The sequence below is a fragment of the Herbiconiux ginsengi genome (assembly GCF_900107435.1).
GTDB classification, from domain to species: Bacteria; Actinomycetota; Actinomycetes; order Actinomycetales; family Microbacteriaceae; genus Herbiconiux; species Herbiconiux ginsengi.
In genome coordinates, this window is the sequence record NZ_FNPZ01000006.1 from 64,791 (window position 1) to 90,423 (window position 25,633).

Annotated in this window: 19 protein-coding genes and 1 pseudogene; 9 read left to right on the forward strand and 11 right to left on the reverse strand. The window is 68.9% G+C overall.

Annotated elements, in window-relative coordinates; translation table 11 throughout:
• Positions 1–11 precede the first annotated feature (11 nt).
• A pseudogene (locus BLW00_RS24135) lies at positions 12–1,139 on the reverse strand (2-hydroxyacid dehydrogenase); the annotation flags it as partial.
• Between BLW00_RS24135 and BLW00_RS20340 the strand changes: the two are divergent.
• Positions 1,038–2,162, forward strand: coding sequence for a glycerate kinase (locus tag BLW00_RS20340; protein WP_092557693.1), 1,125 nt, complete (start codon positions 1,038–1,040; stop codon positions 2,160–2,162). The pseudogene BLW00_RS24135 and the gene BLW00_RS20340 sit on opposite strands and share 102 nt — an antisense overlap.
• 50 nt (positions 2,163–2,212) lie before the next feature.
• Here BLW00_RS20340 and BLW00_RS20345 read toward each other — a convergent pair whose 3' ends face one another.
• Positions 2,213–3,616 carry a cellulase-like family protein gene (locus BLW00_RS20345; protein ID WP_245741708.1) on the reverse strand — a complete coding sequence of 468 codons (1,404 nt, stop codon included), beginning with the start codon at positions 3,614–3,616 and terminating at the stop codon, positions 2,213–2,215.
• Complete coding sequence (locus tag BLW00_RS20350; protein WP_092557695.1) at positions 3,613–7,038, reverse strand: DUF5107 domain-containing protein; 3,426 nt, start codon at positions 7,036–7,038, stop codon at positions 3,613–3,615. Before BLW00_RS20350 ends, BLW00_RS20345 begins: the two co-directional genes overlap by 4 nt.
• A gap of 89 nt (positions 7,039–7,127) precedes the next feature.
• Between BLW00_RS20350 and BLW00_RS20355 the strand changes: the two genes are divergently transcribed.
• Entirely contained in the window at positions 7,128–7,991 is an 864-nt protein-coding gene (locus BLW00_RS20355) for an AraC family transcriptional regulator (RefSeq protein WP_092557697.1), read from the forward strand.
• 21 nt (positions 7,992–8,012) lie between these two features.
• On the opposite strand, the gene BLW00_RS20360 is transcribed toward BLW00_RS20355, so the two are convergent.
• The 8 genes from BLW00_RS20360 to BLW00_RS20395 form a co-directional block, all read right to left on the reverse strand.
• Positions 8,013–8,915: a carbohydrate ABC transporter permease gene (locus BLW00_RS20360; protein WP_092557699.1), complete on the reverse strand. Its 903-nt coding sequence runs from the start codon at positions 8,913–8,915 to the stop codon at positions 8,013–8,015.
• A complete protein-coding gene (locus BLW00_RS20365; protein WP_092557701.1) occupies positions 8,909–9,820 on the reverse strand; it encodes a carbohydrate ABC transporter permease in 912 nt (303 codons plus the stop codon). The genes BLW00_RS20360 and BLW00_RS20365 overlap by 7 nt, the downstream gene beginning before the upstream one ends.
• A gap of 77 nt (positions 9,821–9,897) precedes the next feature.
• Positions 9,898–11,232: an ABC transporter substrate-binding protein gene (locus tag BLW00_RS20370; RefSeq protein ID WP_175494471.1), complete on the reverse strand. Its 1,335-nt coding sequence runs from the start codon at positions 11,230–11,232 to the stop codon at positions 9,898–9,900.
• Between the two features lie 207 nt (positions 11,233–11,439).
• A complete protein-coding gene (xylB, locus tag BLW00_RS20375) occupies positions 11,440–12,864 on the reverse strand; it encodes a xylulokinase (protein WP_092557704.1) in 1,425 nt (474 codons plus the stop codon).
• Between the two features lie 153 nt (positions 12,865–13,017).
• Complete coding sequence (locus tag BLW00_RS20380) at positions 13,018–14,298, reverse strand: sugar ABC transporter permease (RefSeq protein WP_092557706.1); 1,281 nt, start codon at positions 14,296–14,298, stop codon at positions 13,018–13,020.
• Positions 14,295–15,131 (reverse strand): ATP-binding cassette domain-containing protein, encoded by an 837-nt coding sequence (locus BLW00_RS20385; RefSeq protein ID WP_092557797.1) that lies wholly within the window; start codon positions 15,129–15,131, stop codon positions 14,295–14,297. The genes BLW00_RS20380 and BLW00_RS20385 overlap by 4 nt, the downstream gene beginning before the upstream one ends.
• Before the next feature lie 109 nt (positions 15,132–15,240).
• Positions 15,241–16,329: a sugar ABC transporter substrate-binding protein gene (locus BLW00_RS20390; RefSeq protein WP_092557708.1), complete on the reverse strand. Its 1,089-nt coding sequence runs from the start codon at positions 16,327–16,329 to the stop codon at positions 15,241–15,243.
• A gap of 169 nt (positions 16,330–16,498) precedes the next feature.
• The gene (locus BLW00_RS20395; RefSeq protein WP_175494473.1) at positions 16,499–17,689 is read right to left on the reverse strand and encodes an ROK family transcriptional regulator; all 1,191 of its coding nucleotides are present in this window, start codon (positions 17,687–17,689) and stop codon (positions 16,499–16,501) included.
• A 69-nt stretch (positions 17,690–17,758) separates the two neighbouring features.
• Between BLW00_RS20395 and BLW00_RS20400 the strand changes: the two genes are divergently transcribed.
• The 7 genes from BLW00_RS20400 (at position 17,759) to mmsA (ending at position 25,622) form a co-directional block, all read left to right on the forward strand.
• Positions 17,759–18,331: a PadR family transcriptional regulator gene (locus BLW00_RS20400; RefSeq protein ID WP_175494475.1), complete on the forward strand. Its 573-nt coding sequence runs from the start codon at positions 17,759–17,761 to the stop codon at positions 18,329–18,331.
• The gene (locus BLW00_RS20405; protein ID WP_092557710.1) at positions 18,324–19,844 is read left to right on the forward strand and encodes an MFS transporter; all 1,521 of its coding nucleotides are present in this window, start codon (positions 18,324–18,326) and stop codon (positions 19,842–19,844) included. The genes BLW00_RS20400 and BLW00_RS20405 overlap by 8 nt, the downstream gene beginning before the upstream one ends.
• Positions 19,845–20,160: 316 nt before the next feature.
• On the forward strand, positions 20,161–20,691 hold the full coding sequence (locus tag BLW00_RS20410; protein ID WP_092557712.1) for a hypothetical protein: 531 nt from the start codon (positions 20,161–20,163) through the stop codon (positions 20,689–20,691).
• Positions 20,692–20,852: 161 nt separating this feature from the next.
• A complete protein-coding gene (locus tag BLW00_RS20415; RefSeq protein WP_092557803.1) occupies positions 20,853–21,887 on the forward strand; it encodes a LacI family DNA-binding transcriptional regulator in 1,035 nt (344 codons plus the stop codon).
• Positions 21,888–22,091: 204 nt separating this feature from the next.
• Positions 22,092–22,778 (forward strand): L-ribulose-5-phosphate 4-epimerase, encoded by a 687-nt coding sequence (locus tag BLW00_RS20420; protein WP_092557714.1) that lies wholly within the window; start codon positions 22,092–22,094, stop codon positions 22,776–22,778.
• A gap of 89 nt (positions 22,779–22,867) precedes the next feature.
• Positions 22,868–23,953, forward strand: a complete 1,086-nt coding sequence (gene chvE, locus BLW00_RS20425; RefSeq protein ID WP_175494483.1) for a multiple monosaccharide ABC transporter substrate-binding protein — start codon at positions 22,868–22,870, stop codon at positions 23,951–23,953.
• 121 nt (positions 23,954–24,074) lie between these two features.
• A complete protein-coding gene (gene mmsA, locus BLW00_RS20430; protein WP_092557718.1) occupies positions 24,075–25,622 on the forward strand; it encodes a multiple monosaccharide ABC transporter ATP-binding protein in 1,548 nt (515 codons plus the stop codon).
• The last annotated feature ends 11 nt before the right edge of the window (positions 25,623–25,633 follow it).

Consider the following 25,633-nt stretch of genomic DNA (forward strand, 5'->3'; position numbering starts at 1 on the left):
CCCGCCAGCACCGCCGCCACGTTCTGCACGGCCAGTGACGCCATCCGCTCTCGCGTCGCGATTCCGGCGCTGCCGATGTGCGGCGCCGTCACCACGTTCGGCAGGGCGAGGAGACCGGCCGAGACCGAAGGCTCCCACTCATACACATCGAGCCCGGCCCCGCCGATCTCCCCGTCGCGGAGCGCCTCCACCAGAGCCACCTCGTCGACGATCGGTCCGCGGGCGGTGTTGATGAGGATGGCCGACGACTTCATCGCTCGCAGCTCCGGGGCGCCGATCAGGTGCCGCGTCGACGCCGTGAGCGGACAGTGCAGACTCACCACGTCGCTCTCCGCCAGCAGCTCCGGCAGCGTGACCGCGCGGATGCCGAGCGCCGCCGCCTCAGGCGAGGATGCCCGCGATCCCGTCGCGATGATCCTCATGTCGAAAGCGGCCGCGCGTCGGGCGACCGCGAGACCGATCCGCCCGAGGCCCACGATGCCGAGAGTGGCCCCGCCCGACACGTCGAGTCCGACGAACAGGTCGGGCTCCCACGTCCAGTCGTTGCCTGCGCGCAGGAACCGGTCGGCCTCGACGACCCGTCGGGCGGTGGCGAGCAGCAGCGCCAGCGTGAGGTCGGCCGTCGCGTTGTCGAGCACACCCGGGGTGTTCGACACCACGATTCCGCGTTCGCGGGCCGCAGCGAGATCGATGTTGTCGTAGCCGACCGCATAGTTGGCGACGACCTTCAGCGACGGACCCGCCGCATCCATCACCTCGGCGTCGATGCGGTCGGAGAGCATGCAGACGATTCCGGATGCCCCGCGCACGCTCTCGAGAATGGCCGATCGCGGCTCGCCGGTCGGCCCCGCGTAAAAGGTCGTGGGCAACCCGGTCGCGGCGAGCTCGGCTGCCGCGAGGGCCGGCAGTTCGAAGGTGATGTGGACGTGGCCGGCGGCGCGTTCGGTACCCATGTCTCCACTCTTCCGTCTCGCGTGCCGAAGCACCAAACCGGAGGAGATTTGACACTCCGTCACCGGTCGTGAGGAGATGGGCGGATGAGTCGTCGTCGAGTGGTCGTGGCCCCGGATTCGTTCAAAGGAACGGCGACGGCCATCGAGGTCGCCGACGGCCTCGCCGCCGGGTGGCGGGAGGTGCATCCGGACGACGAGGTGCGCTGCCTGCCGATGGCCGACGGCGGCGAAGGGGCGTTGGATGCGTTCGCCATCGCCCGGCCGGATGCGCGCCGGATGCCGGTGACCGTCACCGGTCCGGACGACCGCACGGTCGAGGCCCACTGGCTGCTTCTGCCCGGCGTCGACGGCACGGAGGCCGGCGGCACCGGGGTAGTCGAACTCGCCAACACGAGCGGCATCACCCTGCTGAATCCGTTGCGCCCGTTGGAGGCGCACTCGATCGGCTTCGGTCAGGCCATCCGCGCGGCGCTGGACGCCGGAGTCGACCGGCTGGTGCTCGCGATCGGCGGCAGCTCTTCGACCGACGGCGGCGCCGGAGTGCTCCAGGTGCTCGGCGCGCAGTTCGTGGGGGTCGACGGGTCGCCGGTGCCGGCGGGGAACGGGGGGCTGGGCGCTGTGGTGCGGGCGAGCTTCGAGGGCCTCGCGGCGTTGCCGCCCGGCGGTGTGACGGTGCTGACGGATGTCACGAACCCGTTGCTCGGGCGCCTCGGTGCGGTGACGGTGTTCGGACCGCAGAAGGGCATCGGCGAGGGCCTGGCCCACCAGGCCGAGCTGAACCTCCAGAATTTCGCGACGCTGGTGACGGATGCGCGGGGCACCGACCCCCGCGAGTCCGGCACCGGAGCGGCCGGCGGTGTGGGCTTCGGCTTGGTGGCCTGGGGCGCGACACTCACGGCCGGGGCGGCCTCAGTGGGGGAGGAGATCGGCCTGGCCGGGGCGGTCGCCGACGCCGACGTGGTGCTGACCGGAGAGGGCCGCTACGACCACCAGTCGGAGTCGGGCAAGGTGCCGAGCTACGTGCGGGGAGTCGCCCGTGCGGCAGGGGCGCGTGTCGGACTGGTGGCCGGCGCGGTGCAGTCGACGCCGCGCGACTTCGACGCGGTCGTGTCGCTGACCGATCTGGCCGGCAGCGGCGAGGCCGCGATGGCCGAGACCCTCCGCTGGCTGCGGGAGGCCGGCCGTCGCCTGGCCGCCGAGCTGGGCTGACCGGAGGCCCCGCGGCGCTCCGGCGCACGGGGCCGCGCGTCGAGCTCGAGCTACCGGGCGAGGATCTCGGCGTTCATCCGCGTCTGCCATTTCTCATCGGCCCACATCGGATGGTGCGGCGCCGCGTTGGAGCAGAGCACCATGCCCCAGACACCGTGGTCGAGAGCGGTGCGGATGCCGTGCTCGGCGAGCGCACGCCCCACCGGGCCCTCTTCGAAGGTTCCGTGCAGCGGGGTGTACCCGATCCAGCCCTCGCCGACCACGGCGGGCACGCCTCGCCAGCGAGCCCACTCGGCGATCGCGATCACTCGTGACTCGATCTCGCGCTGCATCACTTCGCGGTAAGGGCCGTAGTTCTGGTAGAGCCAGGTGTCCCAGGCGTCGGCGTCGAGCCAGTCGTATCCGTAGATCATCTGGTCGGTGACCACCGTCGCACGGTACTTCCACGCAGCCGCCCGACCGTACTCGGCCGGCGTCGGCGCATCCGCGGTGAGCAGCGAGGCGAGCATCGCGTTCGGGAAGCCCTCGCTGCCCTCGGAGCGGATGTCGACCAGCTTCTGCAGGGCGTCGAGCACGCCGTAGCTGTAGACGTGGAACTGGGCGGCCCCGAGTTCATCGGGCACCTGGTGCATCGCCAGGTGGGGCGGCTTGCCGTAGCTCGCGGTGACGAGGAGATCGGGATGCTCCTGCCGCAGCCGCGCGATCTCGATCGCGCCGCCGATGCCCGACTCCGCGCCGTCGCCGAGCGGGGGGAGGATCGAGAAGTCGACCTCGTTGTGCAGCTCGACCAGGGCGATCGTGTCGCGGTGGCCGGCCTCGGTGAGGAAGTCGAGCATCCGGCTCCAGGATGCGCCGAGCAGGGCGTACCGGTCGGCCGGCGGCACGGCGTCGATCGCCTCGAACCAGTCGCTCGAGCGTGCGTAGGCGGGCGACTGCTGGTACTCCCAGCTCGCGAGGATGACGACCAGGCCGTGCCGTTCGGCCGCGTCGAACAGCTCGAGGAGGCGGGCTCGGAGGTCGACGCGGTAGCCGCCCGGGGTGTCGTACCAACGGGTGCGCTGCCCGAAGAAGCCGCCGTGCGGTGAGGCCCCGAGGCCCTCGATCTCGAGAGCGCCGGCGAGGTCGGCGAGCGGCCGGCCCTCGTGGGCCAGGCCGCTGAACAGCAGCAGCGGAGCGGCGCAGATGCGGATCGTGTTGTAACCGAGAGCGGCTGCCTTCGCGCATGCCGCGTCGAGGTCGGCGAAGGGGCCGCCCGGCTCGGCGTGGGTGTACCACGAGAAGTCCCAGAGCGTGATGGTGAGGCGCTGCGGCAGGTGGGCGGGCACGGGGCCGGTGAGGGCGGACGCGTCGGCGGCCGGCGCCGCTCCGGAGCCGAGGTAACGCGCGGTGGGCGCGGATTCGGGGGCGGTGGTCGTGGCGGAGGCATTCGGCCCGGTCACGTTCGCGTCGGTCACGCTGCTTCCTCTCCTCGGGAGAGGGCGCGGCCCCTCCTCGCCCAGTCTCGCAGTCGGGCGGCCGTGCGCGCCCTCGCTGCCTCGGTGTCGATGTCGAAGAGCAAGAGTTCCGGCAGCGACGTGGCGAAGTAGTCCACTTGCTGTTTCTCCTGTTCGAGCTGCCCCGCGCGGGCCTCGAGAGCCGACCACACCCGCTCGGCGGCCGCCGCCTCGTCGAGTCGGAGGTGGGCGACTCCCACCCAGAAATCGTCCGCTTCGGTGGGGCGGGGCGTCACCGCGAGCGCGCCGGCGCCCGCCCGCGCCCGTTGCCAGGCCTCGATCGCTCCGACGGTGTCGCCGATGCGTGCGCGGGCGTCGCCGAGCAGCAGGAAGCGTTCGGCCATGCTGTGGGCCGGATGCCGCCCCTCGCCGAGATTGGCGGGCACCTCGATGCCGGAGCTCAGCAACTCGACGGCGGCGTGTGGGTCGGTGTCGATGAGCCGGCGGGCGACCGTGAGGGTGGCGCGGTCGTAGGCGGCGATCACCGTGCCTTCGCCGCCTTCGAAGGGCTGGAAGCGCCTCGTGGAGAGGATGTGCAGGGCCTCGTCGACCCGGCCGGCGGCGAGCAGGAGGTCGAGGTAGCTGAGGGTGAGGTCGTCTCGCGTGAAGACGCGGGGGTCGTGTCGTTCGATCGTGGCCAGGCGATCGGCCGCCGGGACCCCGCGCAGACGCGCCAGCAGGTCGCGCTCGAACACCAGGCGCGGGTCGTCGGGGCTGAGTTCGAGGGCGCGCGAGAAGAAGGCGTCGGCGGTCTCGGGGTCGCCGCCGGTGTTCACAGTGGCGACCGCGGCGTTCCGCCACGCCACCGGATCGGCCGAGCCGTTCGCGAGCGCGCTGTCGAGTGCGATACGGGCGTCCGCAGTGCGGCCCGCGTCGAGGAGCCAGGCGCCGAGGAGAGCCGGAGCGACGGCGTCGTGCGGGTCGGCGGCGCTCGCCGCCACCAAGGCGTCGTGCTCGTCGAGGCCGGCGGGGAAGGCGTAGGTGGTGTCGGCGGCTCGGGCGGCCGATCGCTCGGCGGCGGCGCGGGCTTCCGCGTCGCGGCCTCCCTGCGCGGTGATCCAGGTGGCCCGCAGGTAGTGGGCGAGCGGCACCGGATTGCCGAAGGTCATGGGTGCCGTGGCGCCGCGAGGGGCTGTGCCCGACGGAGGCGTCACGAGGGCGTCGGTGAGCGACAGCGCCTCCGACCACTGGCCTGCGCGCGCGAACCCGACGGCCACCAGGAGGGGCGTCTTCGGATCGGCGGTGGCGAGGCGGCCGGCCAAGGCGAGCGCGACGGGGTCGAGCGGGTCGGCCTCGAGGGTCTCGTCGAGGAGTGCGGCCGACCGGGTGTCGCGTCCGAGCCGGCGGAGGGCGAGGATCTCGAGGTGCGCGGCCTCCGGGCTCCGCGCGTCGAGGCGGCGGGCCTCGCCGGCGTGGATGAGCGCCTCCGCGGGGTGCCCGGCGCGCAAGGCCAGGCGGGCCAGTGCGAGAGCAGCCGGATGCGCCCACGCCGCATCCCAGGCGGCTTTGGCGTAGCGCTCGGCGGCCGCCCGGTACTCACCCTGACGCTCGAGCACGAGGGCGAGGCGATAGCTGGCCTCGCCGCTGGTGGGGTTCAGGTTGCGACGGGTGAGCCGCTGCAGCGCGTTCTCGAACAGGGTGCGCGCCACGGCGTACTCGCCGCGATGCGCGTGCCAGGTGCCGAGCGCGATCGAAGCCCGCGAATCCGACGGGTCGCGCCGCAGCACCTCCTCGAAGTAGGGCTCGGCGGAGCGCGTCGGGTGCCGGTACTGCACCAGGTGCACGCCCGTCAGGTAGAGCTCGTCGACGCTCTCGATGTCGGCGGGCAGCGGCGGTTCGGTGGCCACCCAGGGCTCCGCCGGGCGGGTCGCGGCGGCATCCGGGTCGGCGGCCGAGCCTGACTCATCCGGTGTCGCGGAATGAGTGTCCCGTGGCTGCCAGGAGATCAGCTCACGGCCGTCGGAGAGCACTCGCAGGGTCAGCTCGTGATCGTCTGTGCCGGGGCTCGCGACCGTGGTGGTGGCGACGAAGGGTCGTGCCGGCGAGAGCGCCGTCTCCCACTCGGTCACCACCTCGCCGAGACGTTCGAGCACGACCGCGGCCCGTTCGTGCTCGACCGCGCTCGAGACGCCCACCCGTACGACGGTGTGCTCGCGCCCGTCGGCAGGGAGAGCATCGGCGTCGCCCGGTCGCTCCACCCGAAGGCTCACTGCGATCTCCCGGGTGGCCTGGTGGGCCGGACCGAGCTGCCGGATCGGGAACCAGAACTGGCTGAACTCCTTCGTCTCCCCGGGCGCGAGCCAGCTGAAGTCGGGCTGGTTGTCGGTGTAGACGCCCGCCATCAGCTCCACGTACGGCCCGTCGCCGTCGGTCAGCTGCGCATCCCAGGCGTGTCCGATCGGGCCGTTGCCCCAGGTCCACTGCTTCTTGCCCGGTGCGATCGAGCGATCGGCCCAGTGCACGAAGCCCGCCCGGGCGTCGTGGTCGTAGCCGCCGAAGAAGCTGTCGCCGGTGTCGGTGACCATGTACGAGGTGGGCACCGGGATGTTGCCGTAATAGTCGATGCGGTCGGCGTCCGGATGCGCCGCGTCGGCGAGGGCGGGATAGTCGACCCCGTAGTACGGCCGGTCGGCGCGCGGGAACGCGGTGATCGCCCGGCGCGCGTGGTCGGCGACGAAGCGCACGTCGGTCGGGAAGAACGACTGGTAGTTCGCGTGCGACCGCGCGGCCACGTTCGCCCACCAGAGGAAGGTCTGCGGTTCGTCGGTGCGGTTGTGGAGCCGGGCCGCCACTTCGATCACCGAGCTGTCGCCGCGCAGGCGCACACCGTGGCTGCCGCGCATCCGCTGCAGCGGATCGAGGTCGGAGTGCCACACCGTCACGTCACCGGCATCCGTTCGCGCGATCGCCGTCTCGACCGGCAGGAAGGTGGCCGGTCGATGGTGTTGGGGCCAGTTGAACTCCACGCCACCGGAGACCCACGGACCGGCGAGGCCGACCAGCGCGGGCTTGATGACGTTGTTGCGGTAGAAGAAGTCGTAGCCGTTGGTCTTGTCGTAGCCGATGTGGATGCGACCGCCGATCTCCGGCAGCAGCATGAGGCGCACCCAGCGGTTCTCGAGGTGGATGGCCCGCCACAGCCGGGGGGTCTTGTGCTGCGCGATGCGGTCGACGAAGGGGATGGGGTAAACCCGACCGCTCGATCCTTGGTAGACCCGGCGGTCGAGGAACAGGGGGTAGCGGTCGGGGTCGGCCGGCTCGTAGGTGCCGATCTCCACCGGTTCGCTCCAGCACGCCACGCCGCCGGCATCCAGGATCGCCTGCTGATCGGCGGGCGCGGGAGGGAGGGCGATGCGGGCGGAGTCGTCTTCGGCGTTCGTCACAGCATCGAGAGTAGGGGCGACCCGGGCGCCGCTCCATGGCAGATGATCGGGCGAGTATGGATGATTCGCTGAGGTGACAGAATGACTCCATGGAACGCGCGGTGGGCTTCGACAACCAGCGGTTGTGCGTCGTGCCGCGCCCGCTCGTGACCGAGGCGCTCGCCCGACCGGTCACCCGGCGACTGGTCGTCACCGACGCGGGGTACTTTCCGCACGCGGTCGCCCACGGGCGGCACCGCCTCGCGGGCGCCGAGGAGACGATCGTGATCGTCTGCGTCGCCGGTTCGGGCTGGGTCGACGTCGACGGTGTGCGCACGCGCGTCGGTTCGTCGACGGCGATCGTGCTACCGGGCGGCATCCCCCACTCCTACGGGGCTTCGGAGACCGATCCGTGGACCATCTGGTGGTGCCACGTACGCGGCACCGACGTGCCCGAACTGATCGAGGCCGCCGGCATCGACCCGACCCGGATCGCCTTGTCGTTGCGCGCCGTCGATCGCATCACGGCCATGCTCGACGAGATCGTGGGTTCGCTCGAGCGCGACCAGTCGCCCGCGCGATTGCTGGCCACCGCCGGGATGGCGTGGCGGATGCTCACCCAGCTCGCGGTCGACCGGCGCCTTCCCGAGCAGGGCGAGCCGCTCGAACGCGCGATGCGCTATCTCGAAGAACGCGTCGACGGCACCATCCGGGTGCCCGAGTTGGCCGCTCTGGTGGGCGTCTCGTCGTCGCACCTCAGCGCCCTGTTCCGCGAGGCCACCGGCGGGGGCGTTCTCGCGCACCACACGGCGCTGAAGATGGCGCGGGCGCGCCGCCTTCTCGACACGACGACGCTGCCGGTCGCGGAGGTCGGGCGGGAGGTCGGCATGAACGATCAGTTCTACTTCTCGCGCCAGTTCCGCCGCACCCACGGCGTGAGCCCCTCGGCCTACCGCGCTCAGCGCAAGGGCTGAGCGCGCCGGCTCCTCGGCTCGTCAGCCCTTCGTCGAACCGGCGGTGAGGTCGGCCTTCCAGAAACGCTGCAGCGAGATCATGAGGATGACGAGCAGGATGGCCGAGACGGCAGAACCGGTGACCACCAGCTGGTAGAACATCGGGTCGCGTTGGGTCTGCGAGTTCCACAGGGTCAACCCGAGCGTGATCGGGAAGGTCTCGGTCTTGTTGAGCATCACGAGCGGCAGCAGGTAGTTGTTCCAGATGGTGACGAACTGGAACAGGAAGATCGTGACCAGGGCGGGCATCATCATCCGGGTCGCGATGGAGCCGAAGATGCGCAGGTCGCCGGCGCCGTCGATGCGGGCCGCCTCGATCACCTCGTCGGGCACGGCCGCGTTCGCGTGGATGCGCGCGAGGTAGACGCCGAAGGGGCTGACCATGCTGGGCAGCAGCACCGCCCAGTAGGTTCCGGTGAGGCCCACGGAGTTGAGCAGGAAGTACAGCGGCAACGCGATGACGGTGGCGGGCACGAGCACGCCGCCGAGGATGATCGAGAACAGCGTCTCACGCCCTCGGAAGACGTATTTCGCGAGTGCGTAGCCGCAGGCTGCTGAGATGGCCATTGCCACGAAGGCGCCGACCGCGGCGTAGAGCACGCTGTTGAGAATCCAGACGGAGAAGATGCCGTTGTCCTGCGTGAAGACGTTGACGAGGTTCTGCCAGGCCTGCGGCGAGTCGGAGAACCAGAGTCCGAAGCTGTTGAACAGCTGCCCCGGCGTCTTCGTGGCCGCGATCAGCACCCACACGATGGGCAGCAAGAAGTAGATGCCGGCCAGCACGAGGATGCCGTTCACCACGATGGAGCTGCCGACGGGCTGCTTGATGCGCTGGGAGCGGGCGACGGAGGTCTTCTGCACGCCCGGGCGTGAGCGGTTCACCATGCGCGGTTCCCCTTCCGGTTGACCAGGCGCAGGAACCCGAACGAGAACACGAAGCCGATCAGGGCCACGATGACGGCCATGGCGGCGGCGAGGCTCGGGTTGCCCTGGGCGAACGACTGGTTGTAGGCGGCGAGATTCGGGGTGTAGTCCGAGCTGATCGCCGTGGTGAGCGGGCGGAGCACGAGCGGTTCGACGAACAGCTGCAGCGTTCCGATGATGGTGAAGACGGTCACGAGGATGACGGAGGGGCGCACCAGGGGGAGTTTGATGTTCCAGGTGATCGACCACTCTGATGCGCCGTCGATGCGGGCGGCCTCGTACAACTCGGAGGGGATGGCGTTCAGGGCGGCGATGAGGATGAGCATGTTGTAGCCGGCGAAGCCCCAGAGCGCGATGTTCGCGATGGCGAACAGCACTCCGCTCGAGGACAGCGGGTTGACGTCGATGCCGACGGCCGCGAGCCCTTGCAGCACGGGGCTGGTGGCGGGGATGTAGAGGAACCCCCAGAGCAGGGCGGCAATCACCCCGGGCACGCCGTAGGGCACGAAGTAGAGCACGCGGAAGAACCGCGGCCAGCGTGCCCGCGCCGATTCGAGCAGGAGGGCGAGACCGAGCGCGGTCACCACCATCAGCGGCACCTCGATCAGCGAGAACAGGAGCAGCCGACCGAGGCTCTCGACGAAGGAGGGGTTGGAGAGCGCCGCCGCGTAGTTGTCGAGAAAGACGAAGACCTTCTCCGGTGCACCGAAGCCGAGCCCCGAGGCCTTCGTGGAGAACAGGCTGTCGACGATGGCGTAGACGATCGGCGCGATGAAGAACAGCGCGAACATGATGACGAACGGGAGCGTCAGAACCCACAGTGCGGGCCGGAAGCGCCGTTTGGGGCGGGATGCGGTGAGTGCCATTGTCGTGCCAGTTTCCTCGACTCGGGTGCCGGACGGAAAACGGGGCGGGATGCCTGCGCATCCCGCCCCGTTCGCCGTCAGTTGACGGAGATGCCCTTGGCCTTCAGGGCCGCGACCATGTCGTCCTGCGTCTTCGTGTACGCATCCGTCAGCGGCGTGCCGCCCTCCACGGCGCTCTTGACGTTGTCGGTGAGCGAGGAGAAGAGGGTGGAGGACAGCGGCGGCCACTTCCACGAGGTGTCGACCGCGGCATCCGAGGCGGCGAAGACGTCCCAGATGTCCTGTCCGCCGTAGAAGGAGAACACCTCCGGGTCGCTCTGCAGCGACGTGATCTCCGAGGTGTCGGCGATGGCGGGCCAGCCGGCGCCGACGTTGGTGAGGATGTTCACGCTCTCCGGGTCGGAGTTCAGCCAGAGAGCGAACTCGGCCGCCTCCTTCGGATGCTTCGAACCCTTCAACACGGCGCTCGCGGAGCCGCCGGCCCAGGTGGCCGAGACGTCTTCGCCGGCCTGCCACTGCGGCATCGCGCCCACGGCCCACTTGCCCGCGGTGTCGGGGGCTGTGCCACGGAGGATCGCATCGGCCCACGAACCCGAGATCCAGGTCGCCACGTTGCCGTTCTGGATGTCGGCGTTCCACTCGCTCGAGAAGTCGGCCTCGATCTTCACGAGACCTTCGTCGATCAGCTTCTGCCAGAAGTCGGCGACCTTCAGCGTGGACTCGTCGTCGATCGTCACGTTCCAGGCGTCGTCGGAGGTGGAGAACCAGTTCGCTCCACCCTGCTGCGAGAGCCCGATCAGCCAGGGAGCCTGGTTGAACGCGAAGGCGGTGATGTACTTGTTCGGGTCGGAGGCGTGGATGGTCTTCGCGGCCTGGTAGTACTCGTCCCAGGTGGTGGGGTAGGCGATGCCGAGGGAGTCGAAGATGTCTTTGCGGTAGAACTGGCCGAGCGGACCGGAGGCCTGCGGCACGGCGTAGACCTTGTCGTTGAAGACGCCGGTGTTCCACTGCCAGGGCACGAAGAGGTCGGAGGAGTCGCCGACGTAATCGGTGATGTCTTCGAGGGCGTCGTTCACGAGGAAGTCCGGGATGGCGTCGTAGCCGAGCTGCGCCACGTCGGCGGGGTTGCCCGCCTGAACGGCCGAGAGCATCTTGGCGTAGCCGCCGTCGGGGCCGGCGGTGACGGTCTCGAGCGTGACCTTCACGTCGTCGTGCGAGGCGTTGAACGCGTCGACGGCCTGGTCGATGTTCGGCACCCACGACTGGAAGGTGATCTCGACGGGGTTGTCGGCGGAGGCGGTCGATCCGCTGTCGCCGCCGCTCGAGCAGGCGGCGAGACCCCCGACGAGTCCGAGGGTGACGGCGCCCGCGAGTGCCAGCCGGGCGGTTCGGTTGTTGCGTGGTCCGAACATCATGCTCCTTTGCAAGTGTGTGATGCGAGGGTTCGGGATGAGGTGCGAACTGAGATTACGTCGCACCGAGCACGCTGATACATGGCGAATCTCGTCGAAAGCATGGATGATTCTACGGTGCGCGTCGATGTGCCCGCCTCCTCGTGGGGCGGGTCGATGGTCGACATCGGGCCGGAGGCGGCCCGGGAGGAGCGGGGAGGGGCGGCCTCAGTGGGCCGCGTACTGTTCGCGGATGACGGAACGGAAGTCGGGCGCCGGTGTCGCCGCCGTCGAGACCGTCCAGGTCGGGCGCACACCGGTGAGGGCCCAGCCGGCCTGCACGGCGCCGCCGTCGGCGACGTACTCTCCGGGCTCGGGCACCGTCACCGGCACGTCGAACACCTGGGCCGCGATGGACTGCACGGCGGGGTTCAGCGCGGCACCGCCGATCAGCAGGATGCGAGCGGGTTCGACGCCCACTCGGCGCAGCGCGTCCAGGCCGTCGGCGAGCCCGCAGAGCAGGCCTTCGATGGCGGCGCGCGCGAGCCCTTCCCGGGTGGTCGACGCGAGCGTCATGCCGAAGAGCGTCGCGGTGGCGTCGGGCAGGTTCGGCGTGCGCTCGCCCTCGAAGTAGGGCTGAAGCACGAGTCCGCCGGCGCCCGGGGCAGCGGCGAGGGCGAGGGTGCCGAGGCCGTCGTGATCGACGCCGAGCAGAGCCGCAGTCGCGTCGAGCACGCGCGCGGCGTTCAGGGTGGCGACCAGCGGCAGAAACGCTCCCGAGGCATCCGCGAACCCCGCCACGGTGCCGCTCTCGTCGGTCGAAGGCGCCCCGGTCACGGCGAAGACGGTGCCGCTGGTGCCGATCGAGACGACGACATCGCCTTCGGTGGCTCCGAGCCCGAGCGCGGCTCCCGCGTTGTCGCCGGCGCCGGGGCCCACCACGATGCCCGCCGGCACCGGGGGGAGGCCGGGGCCCGACAGTGCGACGGTCGATCCGGCCGGCTCCGACGGCCCGAGCACACGTGGCAGCACGACGTCGTGGCCGAGTGCGGCCACCAGGAGCTCGCGGTCGTATCCGCCCGTGCTCGGGCTCCAGTACGACGTGCCGCTCGCGTCGGAGCGGTCGGTCACGAGTTCGTCGAGCACGGGCCCGAGCGGGCTGGCGGATGCCGGCCCGTAGCCGCGCAGACGCCAGGTCAGCCAGTCGTGGGGGAGGGCCACGGCGGCGACCCGCGCCGCGTTCCCGGGCTCGGCGTCCCTCAGCCAGCGGAGCTTCGTGGCCGTGAACGACGCGACCGGCACCGAACCGGTTCGGGCGGCCAGCGCGGCCGCCCCGAACTCGGCGACGAGGTCGGTCGCAGCCGCCGCCGAGCGCGTGTCGTTCCAGAGCAGGGCGGGGCGGATGACCTCTCCCGCGGCATCCAGCACCACCATGCCGTGCTGCTGCCCGGCGATCGACACCGCCGCGACGTCGTCCAACCCGCCCGCGTCGGTGATCGCCGCGGTGAGAGCCTCCCACCAGGCCTGCGGGTCGACCTCGGTGCCCGCCGGGTGCGGCGCGCGGCCTTGGCGCACGGGAGCCCCGGTCTCGAGGTCGCGGATGACGACCTTGCAGCTCTGCGTGGACGAGTCGATGCCGGCGACGAGCGTCATGGGTGTCTCCTGGGGACTGCGAGTGGGGAAACGGATCTAAAAGTTCTCAACGACAACATATTCGACGTCCGGTCCCGGCACAATGAAGGGCTCGTCCCGAGTCGACCTTCCGCGAGACGGAAGCGCGACTCGGGACGAGCCGATGGAGGACGCTCAGGCTCGGCCCGCCGCCCGACGCGAGCGACGCGAGAGCGAGTCGACGATCACGGCCAGCAGCAGCACCACGCCGGTGATCATGTACCGCACCGAGGAGTCGAGGTTCAGCAGCGTCAGGCCGGAGGAGATCGACTGGATGACCAGGATTCCGAGCAGCGCCGAGAACGCCGATCCACGTCCACCGAACAGCGAGGTTCCGCCGATGACCGCGGCGGCGATCGCGTTCAGGTTGATGTCGCCACCGCCCGAGCCCTGGTTCGCCGCCGCGAGACGGGAGGCCGCGAGCAGGCCGCCGACGATCGCCAGCGTCGAACAGAGCACGAACACCGACATGTAGATGCGGTTCACCCGGATGCCCGAACGACGTGCCGCCTCGACGTTGCCGCCTACGGCGAACACCGCACGACCCCATCGAGTGCGGGTGAGGGCGTAGTTGAAGATCAGGACGAGTGCCAGGAAGAACACGAACATCGCGCCGACGCCGCGGGTGAGGTTGAGATACCAGGCCGCAGCGCCGAGCAGCAGGAGCAGCACGACGGCGCGCACGATGATCGACCCGGCCGGCATCGCCGAGAGCCCGGCCGCTGTGCGGCGACGGGCCTGCGAGACGAGCTGCCACGCGTACACCGCCACGAACAGCACGATCAGGAGGTAGGAGACCCAGGCCGGCAGGAACCACTGCTGCGCGAACTGCACGAGGAAGGAGTCGAACGGGATGTTGATCGACCCGGTCGGGCCGAGCACCCAGAGCTGCAGGCCCAGGAAGCCGAGCAGACCGGCCAGTGTGATCACGAAGCTCGGCACCCCGAAGCGGGTGTAGAGGAATCCGTAGAGCAGGCCGATTGCGACGCCGACGGCGAGCGCGAGCAGGATCGAGAAGATCGGGTTCCAGCCCTGCTGTACGAAGGTGACGGCGAGGATCGCCGCGCCCAAGCCGCTGACCGAGCCGACGGAGAGGTCGATCTCGCCGAGCAGCAGCACCAGCACGATGCCGATGGAGATCGTTCCGACCGCCGCGCACTGCAGGGTGAGATTCACCAGGTTCGTGCTGGAGAGGAAGTTCGGATTGAGGAGCTGGAACACCGCCCAGATGACGACCAGCCCGATGATGACCGGGAGGGTGCCGAGGTCGCCGCCACGCACCCGGGTGAAGAAGGCGCGTACGGCGCCGCCTGCTCCCGCGTTGTGGATGAGGCGCTCGTCCTGCAGGTCGGTGGCGACGGTGGAGGCCGTCGCGTCCTGGGCGACGTCAGCCGCCGACGATTTCGTGTCGCTCATTCCGAGGCCTCCGTGACGATGGACGTTGAAGCGGTCTTGTGTGCGGCACGTCGGGTGACCGCGTTGTCGGTGGCGCCGGTGATGGCGGCGATGATGGTCTCGCTCGAGACGTCGGCGACGCGGAAGTCGCCGTTGTTGCGGCCGAGGCGCAGAACGACGACACGGTCGGCGACCGCCTGTACGTCGGCGATGTTGTGACTGATCAGCACGACGCCGAGCCCGCGCTCGCGCAGGCGTTCGATCAGGTTCAGCACCTCGGCGGTCTGTGCCACCCCGAGAGCGGCGGTCGGTTCGTCCAGGATGACGACGCTGGGCTCGCCGATCAGCGATCGGGCGATCGCGACGGTCTGCCGCTGGCCGCCCGAGAGTGAAGCGATGGGCGTGCGCACCGACGGGATCTTGGCGCTGAGCTCGCGCAGCAGTGTCCACGACCGCTTTTCCATCTCGACCTCGTCGAGCGAGGCGTTGTGGGTGAGCTCCCGGCCGAGCCACAGATTGGCGACGACGTCGAGGTTGTCGCAGAGCGCGAGATCCTGGAACACCGTTGCGATGCCGAGCTGCTTCGAGTCGGCCGGGCTCGCGATGGCCACTTTGTTGCCGTGGAACTCGATGGTCCCACCGTCGGGAGGATGCACCCCGGCGAGGATCTTCACCAGGGTCGACTTGCCGGCGCCGTTGTCGCCGACGATCGCGACGACCTCCCCCGCGTGCACATCCAGTTCGATGTCGGTGAGGGCTTGAATGGCACCGAACTTCTTTCCGACTCCGCGCAACGCGAGGATGTGATCCCCTGGGCGGCTCCGTTCGGTGGTGGGCTGTGACGTCAGCGTCATGTTCATTCCCTTGTCGTTGTCAGGAAAGTAGCAGACACGGATGCTGACCGGAACAGGGTGTTCCGGTCAGCATCCGTGTCGTGCCTGCAGTGATCGGTATCGCGCGTCGCTACTTGATGTTGGCCGCGGCGCACGCGTCGGCGTACTCGGCGGTGCAGATGTCGTCGACGGTGTAGAACCCGTCGGCGACGACCGTGTCCATGATGTTGTCGACGGTCACGACCACCGGGTCGAGCAGCGTGGCGGGGGTGCCGTCCACGTCGGTGTCACCCGAGACCGTGTCGCCGCCCGCGAGCGAGACGGCGATCTCGGCCGCCTTCTCGGCCTCCTGCTTGATGGCCTTGTAGATGGTCATGTACTGGTCGCCGGCGACGATGCGCTGGATGCCGGCGAGCTCGGCGTCCTGACCGGTGATGATCGGCCACGGGGTGACGTTCGCTGCCTTCAGTGCGGCGACCGCTCCACCGGCGGTGCCGTCGTTCGCCGCATAGACGCCCGAGATCTGGCCGGGGAACTGCGTGATCTGGCCGGCCACCCAATCCTGAGCCTTGTCGGGACTCCAGTCGGGAGTGTCGAACTCGGCGAGCACTTTGAGGCCGGAGGAGTCGATCTTGCTGTGGGCGCCTGACTTGAACAGCGCGGCGTTGCCGTCGGTGGGCGAGCCGTTGACCATCAGGATTCCGCCGGTGGCGCCATCGGCCTTCAGCTTCTCGACGATCGACTCGCCCTGCAGCTCGCCGACCTTCTCGTTGTCGAACGAGATGTAGTAGTCGAGCTTGCCCCCCGCGACCAGGCGATCGTAGGAGACCACCGGAACGCCCTGGGCGTTGGCCTCGGAGACGATGCTCACAGCGGCCTCGGCGTCGACCGGGTCGAGCACGAGCACCTTGGCGCCCGAGGTGAGTGCCGATTCAGCCTGCTGCTGCTGCTTCGACGCGTCCTGATCGGCGTTGGAGTAGAGCACCTCACCGCCACCGAGATCTTTGACCTTGGCCTCGAAGAGGGGCCGGTCGAACTGCTCGTAGCGAGCGGTCTTCGATTCCGGCAGGAGGAGCGCGATCTTCGCGCCGCTTCCGCTGTCACCGCTTCCTGCCGAGTCGGTGCTCGTTCCGCCGCCCCCGCTGGCACACGCCGACAGGGCTCCCGCCGCGACGAGGAGTCCGGCAGCCAGGAATGTGAGTTTCTTGGTGGTCTTCATTGATTTACCTCTCACTGGACCGCCCTCATTGGCGGTTTTGTCCGAGCTTGCCACTCGAAAGATTTGGCGTCAATTCTTGAACTCAATACTGCCGAAGAATGCAACCATGTCGTTATCTCCCGAACTCAACGAGGGGGAGGCGGGAGCAGAAGAGCGCCCGTCGCGCCGATCAGGCGTTCTCGAGAAGGCGGCCCTCGGCGTCGAGCGCGACGTGCTCGATGGCCAGGGCGAGAGCTCCCATGAGCTCGGATCGGTCGCCGAGGAGGGAGCGTGTGACCTCCGGCGCCTCGGTGGTACCGCCGAGTGCTGAACGCTCGAGGGCGTGCCGGAGCGGTGCGATCAGGATCTCGCCGGTCTCGGCCAGTTCGCCGCCGATGATGATGCGATCCGGGTCGAGCAGATTGCAGAGGCTGGCGGCCGCGATGCCGATGTGGCGCCCGGCATCCGCGATCACCCGGCTGGAACTCGGATCGCCGTTCTCGGCGCGCACGATCAGGTCGCTGAGGCGCTGAATGCTCGGGTCGCCGCGGAACAGGTCGAGCAGGGCCCGCCCGCCCGCCAACGTCTCCAGGCAACCCCGGTTGCCGCACCGGCAGATCGGGCCGTTCTCGTCGATCGTGATGTGCCCGATCTGGCCGGCTTTCCCCGTCATTCCGCGGAACGGCACGCCGTTCACCACCAGTCCGGCGCTGATCGTATGGCCGACGCGGATGTAGGCGGCGACGCCTTCGATGCGGCGGAGGTCGCCCCGGGTCTCGGCGATTGCGCCGAGATTCGCCTCGCTGTCGACGAAGACGGCCGCGCCCGTGCGCCGGGACAGGCTGTCGGCGATGTCGACTCCCTCCCAGTTTCGCAGCAGGCCGAGTGGGGCGACGGTGTTGCTGCGTGTGTCGACCGGGGCGGGCAGGCCGACCCCGATCGCGAGCAGGTCGGAAAGGGAGGCGCCGAGTGACTCCACCATGTCGGTGAGCAGCAGCGTCACGCGGTCGAGTTCGCTATCGTGCCGGTGATCGGCGGCGAGCGGCACGTGGGTCTCGGCGACGACGGTGCGCGCCGTGTCGGAGACGGCCACGCGCAGGTGCCGGCTCGAGAAGTGCAGTCCGGCCACCAGGCCGAGCTGGCGTGCCAGCGAGACTTGGATGGCGCGGCGGCCGCTGCGCGTAGAGGTGGAGGTGTGCAGCACGCCGGCGGCCGCGAGCTCCTTCACGATGTTCGACACCGTGGCGGGCGAGAGGCCCGTTGCGCCGGCGAGTTCGACCTGGGTCAACCGGCCGTGGAACTTGAGGGCGTCGACGATCCTCCCGCGATTGGCTTCGCGCAATGAACTCTGCGATCCCGGCGTCGGGTTGACGTGCGCCACAGCCACACCCTACACGTCCGCCCTTCCGCCGGGTTGACGTCACGCAACTAGTCGTGCGAGAGTACTCGCGTGTCATCCATTCGTCTCTTCATTCTCGGGAGCCTCGACTCCGCGGGCCCGATGCACGGCCATCAGCTGCGACTGCTGGCCGAGGAGGAGCGCATCCATCTGTGGACGGATGTCTCGGTCGGCTCGCTCTACGGAGCCATCAAGCGTCTCGCGAACGAGGGCCTGATCGCGGAGGTGCGGGTCGAGCGGGAGGGGTCGTATCCCGAGCGCCAAGTGTTCGAGATCACGGAGGAGGGGCGGCGCGCGCTCGCCACCCTGCGGGAATCCGGGCTCAGCGTGGTCGACTTCCGCAACGATCCCTTCGACCTGGCGATGGCCCGTCTGGACCCCGAAACCCTCGATGAGCTCGTGCCCGTGATCGAGACCCGCGTGCTGGCCTTGCGCACCAAGCTCGCCGAGCAGCAGTTCCTGTCGCGCGCGGCGGCACCCTATCTCTCCGCCGCGGAGGCCTGGGTGATGCAGCACCGGGTCGACCGGCTGACCGCCGAAGTCGACTCGCATGAGCGACTGCTCTCCCTCCTCCCCGACATCATCGCCGACGAAAAGGCGCGAAAGGCCACCCCTCATGACTGACGCCGCACTCCCTACCTCGAGCGCCCCGGCGCCCGCTATCCCGCGCCGGGCCTGGCAAGCGCTGATCGTGCTGCTCGCGGCGATGTTCATCGCGCTGCTCGACACCACGATCGTGAACGTTGCCCTGCCGAGCATCCGCACCTCGATCGACGCCTCCGAGGCCACCCTGTCGTGGATCATCTCCGGCTACGCCCTCGCGTTCGGCCTCGCCCTCATCCCCGCGGGCCGCATCGGCGACCGGATCGGGCACAAGTGGGTGTTCTTCAGCGGCCTCGCTCTCTTCACCGTCTCGAGCCTGGCGTGCGGCCTCTCGCAGAACGACGTGCAACTCGTCGTGTCGCGCGTCGTGCAGGGGCTCGCCGGCGGCATGTTCGTGCCTGCCGTCACCGCCTACATCCAGCTGCTGTTCCCGTTCCGCTCGCGCGGCAAGGCCTTCGCCATCATGGGCGCCGTCATCGGAGTCTCCTCCGCGCTCGGCCCGATCGTGGGTGGTCTCATCATCGAGGCGTTTGGTGCCGAGAACGGCTGGCGGCTGGTGTTCGGCGTCAACCTGCCGATCGGCATCGCGACGCTCGCCGCCGCCGCCATTCTGCTGCCCGGACACCGGGAATCGGATGCGATCTCCGTGTCGATCAACGGGCCCACGTCAGCCGCGTCGCCGGTCAAGGCGGGCATCGACTGGCTCGGCCTCGTGCTCGTGTCAGCGGGCCTGGTGGCCCTGCTGGTGCCGCTCATCCAGGGTGAAGACGAAGGCTGGCCGCTCTGGACCTTCGTCTCTCTCGCTGTCGGCGCCCTGCTCATCGTGGCCTTCGGCGCCTGGGAGGTCGCCTACGCGAAGCGCGGTCGCAGCCCTCTGGTGCCTCCACGGCTGTTCCGCCACCCCTCCTTCACCGGCGGGGTCATCCTGGCCCTGGTGTACTTCGCCGCCTTCACGAGCATCTTCTTCACCATCTCGATCCTCTGGCAGGCGGGGCTCGGCCACACCGCGCTGGAGTCGGGGGTCGTCTCGATCCCCTTCGCGATCGGCTCGATCGTGGGCTCCTCGCAGAGCGGGCGGCTCGCGCAGCGCCTCGGCCGCACCGTGCTCGTGATCGGCACGGCCGCGGTGACCGGCGGGCTCGCCTGGGTGTGGCTCGTGCTCCTGCTCACCGACCCCTCCGATCTCACCAACTGGGAGCTGATCGCGCCGCTGCTCATCGCCGGGCTCGGCAACGGCCTCTTCATCGCGCCGAACGCGCAGTTCATCGTCGCGACGGTCGATCGCTCCGAAGCCGGCGCCGCCAGCGGCGTGATCAGCGCCATGCAGCGGGTCGGCAGCGCGGTGGGCATCGCCGTCATCGGCAGTGTCTTCTTCGGCACGCTGGTGATCGACGGGCAGACGCCGGATGCCGTCGCGACCGGATTCGGAACCAGTGCGACCTCCGCGATGGCCGTGAGCGTCGGCTTCGCCCTGCTCGCCTTCGCCCTCGTGTTCACGCTCCCGCGCCGCACCGGCGTGCCCGGCAGCCACTGACTCCGAACGATTCCACGAAGGGGGTTGCGCCCACGCCGCGCGGCCCGCTAATCTCGGAGACCGCGACAGACTGTCGCCTTGAGACAGAGAAGGGAAAGGTGAGTCCCATGATTTCGATCATTCCGGCGCTTTCCCCGATCAGGAGCCTCGCAGGCTAGTCCTTCTCGACTGCCTGCCTGGCCCTTCGCCAGAAAGCGCCCCTTCGCCGGGCGCGTACTGACTCCGCGCACTGCGCCTTGCGCGCCCGGCGCCTCCTGCGCCCTGAGCGCCGAGTCAGCACCTCCTCGCTGGTCCTCTCAATGGAAGAAGTCTTCTCGTGTTCACATCAAGCAGTCGCGCCCACGACCGGGCGCTCCTGGATTTCCTCAGTCTCCATCCCGAACCCGGTCCCGATCCCGTGCGCGGTATCGACGCCCTGGAGTTCGGCCGCGGTCTCGCCGCCGGCACGCTCCGCCGTGACTGGACCTGGCTGGCCTTCGTCGACGACCGACCGGTCGCCCGCGGGGTCTGGTGGGGCCCGGTCGGGGCGGTGCATCCCGTCGAGCTCCGCTGTCTCGCCGTCGATCCGTCACTGCCGCACCCCGAGGTCTGGGGAGCGGCGCTGATCCGCTCCGCTCACCGTCAGTTCGCCGAAGCGGGTGCCATCCTGGCTCCCGACTTCGTGGTGGAGTTCGACGGCGCGCATCGCGACGAGCCCGCCCTCCAGCGGGCGCTCGCGTGGCGTGGCCTCGCGGCTGAAGACGCCGGACTCACGGTGCGCACCGTGGACGGCTCGGGCGATCGGGTCACCTACTCGACCCGCCCGTTGCGGGCCGCCAAGGTGATGGTCTCCGCCGGTTCGCGGTAGCCCTCATGAGCGCGTCCTCCGCGGATGTGACTGTCACTCGGCATCCGAGTGCGCCGTGTGACAGTCACATTCTTCGCAGGGAGTCGACGGCCGGAGTGTGCATAATGTAACTGCGTCCACTCTTTGTGAACGTGCACACCGGCACTGATGCGAGTGGATACGTGACCTCCGAAACCCCTCCCGAGGCGAAGCGCCCGCGTGCCCCGAGCATCCGCGACGTCGCGAAGCTCGCCGGTGTCTCGCACCAGACCGTCTCCCGGGTGCTGAACAACCATCCGAGCATCCGCGACGAGACCAAGAGCCGTGTGCTCGCGGTGATGGGCGAACTGCAGTACCGGCCGAACCGGGCCGCCCGCGCCCTCGTGACCAGCCGTTCCCGAACGATCGGGGTGCTCACCTCGCACCGCTCAGAGTACGGTCCGGCCTCGAGCATCCAGGCCATCGAAGAGGCCGCGGTGCTGCAGGGGTACCTCGTGGTGACGGCGAACGCCGAGGGCGCCGATTCGCACTCCATCGCCCGGGCGATCACTCACCTGCTCGACCAGGCGGTGGAGGGGATCGTGGTCATCGCGCCTCAGGTGCGCGTGTTCGACACGCTCGCCGAGATGCAGCTCGACCTGCCGTTCGTGACCCTGCAATCGACCGGCCGGCTCAACGACCACGCCCTCTCGGTCGACCAGATGACCGGCGCGCGGCTGGCCACGCGGCACCTCATCGAGCTCGGCCACCGCGGCATCTACCACCTCGCGGGGCCGCAGGACTGGATCGAGGCGGAGGCGCGGATGGAGGGCTTCCTGCGGGAGATGGGCGACCAGGACGTGCCGACCACGGCGCCCATCCTCGGCGACTGGACGGCGGAATTCGGCTACCACGCAGGCCGCGAGCTGCTCCGCGTGCGCGATTTCACCGCCATCTTCTCGTCGAACGACCAGATGGCGCTCGGGCTCATGCACGCGATCCACGACGAGGGGCTCGACGTGCCGCGCGACATCAGCGTGGTGGGTTTCGACGACATCCCGGAGGCCGCTCATTTCTGGCCGCCGCTCACCACGGTGCGGCAGGATTTCGCGGAACTCGGCCGCCGGTGCGTGGCGTTGCTGATCGATCACGACGAGCTGCCGGAGGGGACGGATGCGCCCGGCTCGGTGATTCCGACACTGGTCGTCCGGAGCTCCACGGCACCCCCTTCCGCCTAGTCGCCCGAGGCGTGCGGAGCACTCGGTTATCGAACCGAGACATTTGCGGGTTGACACGGGAATCCACTATCGGGCTAACATGATGAACCGATGTGACCGTTCACATCAGACCGAATGTGAACGGTCACACTGAATGCGACAAGAACCGGACGAGGGAGTCAGCGTCGTGATGACGAGCAGCCAGCCGATGCCAGGGGCATCCCGGTGAGCGGCTTCGGGCCTGAGCTCGAGGTGGGCATCGCCCGCCTCCGCGCCGAGGTCGCGAACCTGCACGCCGAGCTCCGGCACTACGGGCTCGTCGTGTGGACCGGCGGCAACGTGTCCGGCCGGGTGGCCGGCGCCGACCTGTTCGTGATCAAGCCGTCCGGCGTCTCCTACGACCAGCTCGCCCCCGAGAACATGATCCTGTGCGACCTCGACGGCGTCGTGGTGCAGGGCACTCCGGGCGCCGGGCGCTCGCCGAGCAGCGACACCGCGGCCCACGCCTACGTCTACCGGAACATGCCCGAGGTCGGCGGAGTGGTGCACACGCACTCGCCCTACGCGGTGGCCTGGGCCACCCGCGGCGAGCCGATCCCGTGCGTCACCACCGCCATCGCGGCCGAGTTCGGCGGCGAGATCCCGGTGGGCCCGTTCGCCGTGATCGGCGACGACGCGATCGGCCGCGGCATCGTCGACACCCTGTCCGGCCATCGCTCGCCCGCGGTGCTGATGCAGAACCACGGCCCCTTCACCATCGGCCCGGATGCCCGCAGCGCGGTGCGCTCGGCCGTTCTGGTCGAAGACGCGGCTCGCGCCGTGCACCTGGCCCGCCAGCTCGGCGAGCCGATCCCCATCGCGCAGGATGCGCTCGACGAGCGCTACCGGCTCGCCTCACAACTCTCACCTTGACCCAAGACGAAGAAGTCCCTCACAGAAACACGAAAGGAAACACAGTGAAGATCACGACACTGCTCGCGGGAGTCGCCGCGGGTGCATTGATGGTCAGCCTCGCGGCCTGCTCCAGCGGAGGAAGCGGCGGAAGCACCGACAGCGCGGGAGGCGGAGACGGCGGCCTGATCGGCGTCGCGATGCCGACGAAGTCGTCGGAGCGCTGGATCCAGGACGGCGACGCCGTCAAGTCGCAGCTGGAGGACGCCGGATACACCGTCGACCTGCAGTACGCGGAAGACGACATCCCCACCCAGGTCTCGCAGATCGAGAACATGATCACCAAGGGCGCCAAGGCCCTGATCATCGCGTCGATCGACGGCACCACGCTCACCAGCGTGCTGCAGGAGGCCGCCGACAACGACATCCCCGTCATCGCCTACGACCGCCTGATCCGAGACACCGAGAACGTCGACTACTACGCGTCGTTCGACAACTACAAGGTCGGCGTGCAGCAGGCCAACTCGGTGCTGAACGGCCTCGGCCTCGTCGACCTCGAGGGCAAGGCGACCGACGGTGCTCCCGCCGGCCCCTTCAACATCGAGCTGTTCGCCGGTTCGCCCGACGACAACAACGCCACCTTCTTCTGGGAGGGCGCGATCGACACCCTGCAGCCCTACATCGACAAGGGCACCCTCGTCGTGAAGAGCGGCCAGACCGACTTCGAGCAGGCTGCAACGCTCCGCTGGGACGGCGAGACCGCCCAGAAGCGCATGGAGAACCTGCTGACGTCGAGCTACTCCGACGGTTCGAAGGTCAACGCGGTGCTCTCGCCCTACGACGGCATCTCGCGCGGCATCATCTCCGCCCTCACCGACGCCGGCTACACGGTCGGTGCAGAATGGCCCATCATCTCGGGTCAGGACGCCGAGCTCGACTCGGTCAAGGCCATCGAGTCCGGTGAGCAGTTCGCCACGATCTTCAAGGACACCCGCAACCTGGCGAAGGTGGCCGTCGACATGGCGACCGCTCTCCTCCAGGGCAACGAGCCCGAGACGAACAACACCACCGATTACGACAACGGTGTGAAGGTCGTTCCTTCCTACCTGCTCGAGTCGCAGATCGTCGTCAAAGACAACATCGAAGACGTCCTGGTCAAGTCCGGCTACTGGACCGAAGACGAGATCAAGGGCTAGTCAGCCCTCTCTCCACGGCATCCGCCCCGCCCCGCCTGCACGCGTGGGCGGGGCGGATGCGCCGGGTCGAGCACTCGGCGAGTAAGGTACAGGCCACCGGCAAGGAAGCAGGCAATCGCGCATGACGGATGACATCCAGGCGAGAACGAACATCCTCGAGATGCGAAGCATCACGAAGACATTTCCGGGCGTCAAAGCCCTTCAGAACGTGACCGTCGACGTGCAGCGCGGCGAGGTGCACGCCATCTGCGGTGAGAACGGCGCCGGCAAGTCGACGCTCATGAAGGTGCTCTCGGGTGTCTACCCGCACGGCACCTATGACGGCGACATCGTGTTCGAGGACGAAGTCGTGCAGTTCCGCGACATCCGTGACTCGGAGGCGAAGGGCATCGTCATCATCCACCAGGAGCTGGCGCTCAGCCCCTTCCTCTCGATCGCCGAGAACATCTTCCTGAACAACGAGCAGAAGGGTGCGTTCGGCCTGATCGATTGGAACAAGACCAATCACGAGGCCGCCAAGCTGCTCGCCCGTGTGGGCCTCCGCGAGAACCCGACCACCAAGATCATCGACCTCGGCGTCGGCAAGCAGCAGCTGGTCGAGATCGCGAAGGCGCTCTCCAAGCGCGTGAAGCTCCTCATCCTCGACGAGCCGACCGCGGCGCTCAACGACGAGGACTCCGACCACCTGCTGAACCTCATCCTGCACCTCAAGGAGCAGGGGATCACGTCGATCATCATCAGTCACAAGCTGAACGAGATCAAGAAGGTCGCCGACTCGGTCACCATCATCCGCGACGGCAAGACCATCGAGACCATCGCCAAGACGGACGTGACCGAAGAGCGCATCATCAAGGACATGGTGGGGCGCGACCTCGAGCACCGCTACCCCGACCACACGCCGCACATCGGCGAGGAGGTGCTGCGGGTCGAGGACTGGACCGCGCACCACCCCCAAGACCCCAACCGCGTCATGGTCGACGGTGTCAACATCCACGTGCGCCGCGGCGAGATCGTGGGCATCGCCGGACTGATGGGCGCCGGGCGCACCGAGTTCGCGATGAGCCTGTTCGGCCGCAGCTACGGATCGAAGATCTCGGGCCGTGTGTTCATCGACGGCAAAGAGGTGAAGACCCGCACCGTGTCGGAGGCCATCCAGAACGGCCTGGCCTACGCCACCGAAGACCGCAAGACCTACGGCCTCAACCTGATCGAGGACATCAAGCGCAACATCTCGATGGCCGCGCTCGACAAGCTCGAGCGCTTCGGCATCGTCGACGACGGCAAGGAGTTCCAGGTCGCGAACGAGTACCGCACGAGCATGAACATCAAGGCTCCGAGCGTGCTGTCGAAGACCGGAAAGCTCTCCGGCGGCAACCAGCAGAAGGTGGTGCTGTCGAAGTGGATCTACGCCGACCCCGAGGTGTTGATCCTCGACGAGCCCACCCGTGGCATCGACGTGGGCGCGAAGTACGAGATCTACAGCATCATCAACAAGCTCGCAGCATCGGGCAAGGGCATCATCGTGATCTCCTCGGAGCTGCCGGAGCTGCTCGGCATCTGCGACCGCATCTACGCACTCTCGGAGGGGCGGATCACCGGCGAGCTGCCGATCGAGGAAGCCAACCCCGAAGCCCTTCTCAAACTCATGACCATGGAAAAGCCCCGCTAGCGCCCGCGCTA

Coding starts and splice junctions, on each gene's coding strand:
- BLW00_RS20380 (WP_092557706.1), bottom strand. CDS start 14,298: ATGAGCGACACGAAATCGTCGGCGGCTGACGTCGCCCAGGACGCGACG.
- BLW00_RS20390 (WP_092557708.1), bottom strand. CDS start 16,329: ATGAAGACCACCAAGAAACTCACATTCCTGGCTGCCGGACTCCTCGTC.
- BLW00_RS20370 (WP_175494471.1), bottom strand. CDS start 11,232: ATGTTCGGACCACGCAACAACCGAACCGCCCGGCTGGCACTCGCGGGC.
- mmsA (WP_092557718.1), top strand. CDS start 24,075: ATGACGGATGACATCCAGGCGAGAACGAACATCCTCGAGATGCGAAGC.
- BLW00_RS20365 (WP_092557701.1), bottom strand. CDS start 9,820: ATGGCACTCACCGCATCCCGCCCCAAACGGCGCTTCCGGCCCGCACTG.
- BLW00_RS20360 (WP_092557699.1), bottom strand. CDS start 8,915: ATGGTGAACCGCTCACGCCCGGGCGTGCAGAAGACCTCCGTCGCCCGC.
- BLW00_RS20405 (WP_092557710.1), top strand. CDS start 18,324: ATGACTGACGCCGCACTCCCTACCTCGAGCGCCCCGGCGCCCGCTATC.
- BLW00_RS20355 (WP_092557697.1), top strand. CDS start 7,128: ATGGAACGCGCGGTGGGCTTCGACAACCAGCGGTTGTGCGTCGTGCCG.
- chvE (WP_175494483.1), top strand. CDS start 22,868: ATGGTCAGCCTCGCGGCCTGCTCCAGCGGAGGAAGCGGCGGAAGCACC.
- BLW00_RS20340 (WP_092557693.1), top strand. CDS start 1,038: ATGAGTCGTCGTCGAGTGGTCGTGGCCCCGGATTCGTTCAAAGGAACG.
- xylB (WP_092557704.1), bottom strand. CDS start 12,864: ATGACGCTCGTCGCCGGCATCGACTCGTCCACGCAGAGCTGCAAGGTC.
- BLW00_RS20385 (WP_092557797.1), bottom strand. CDS start 15,131: ATGACGCTGACGTCACAGCCCACCACCGAACGGAGCCGCCCAGGGGAT.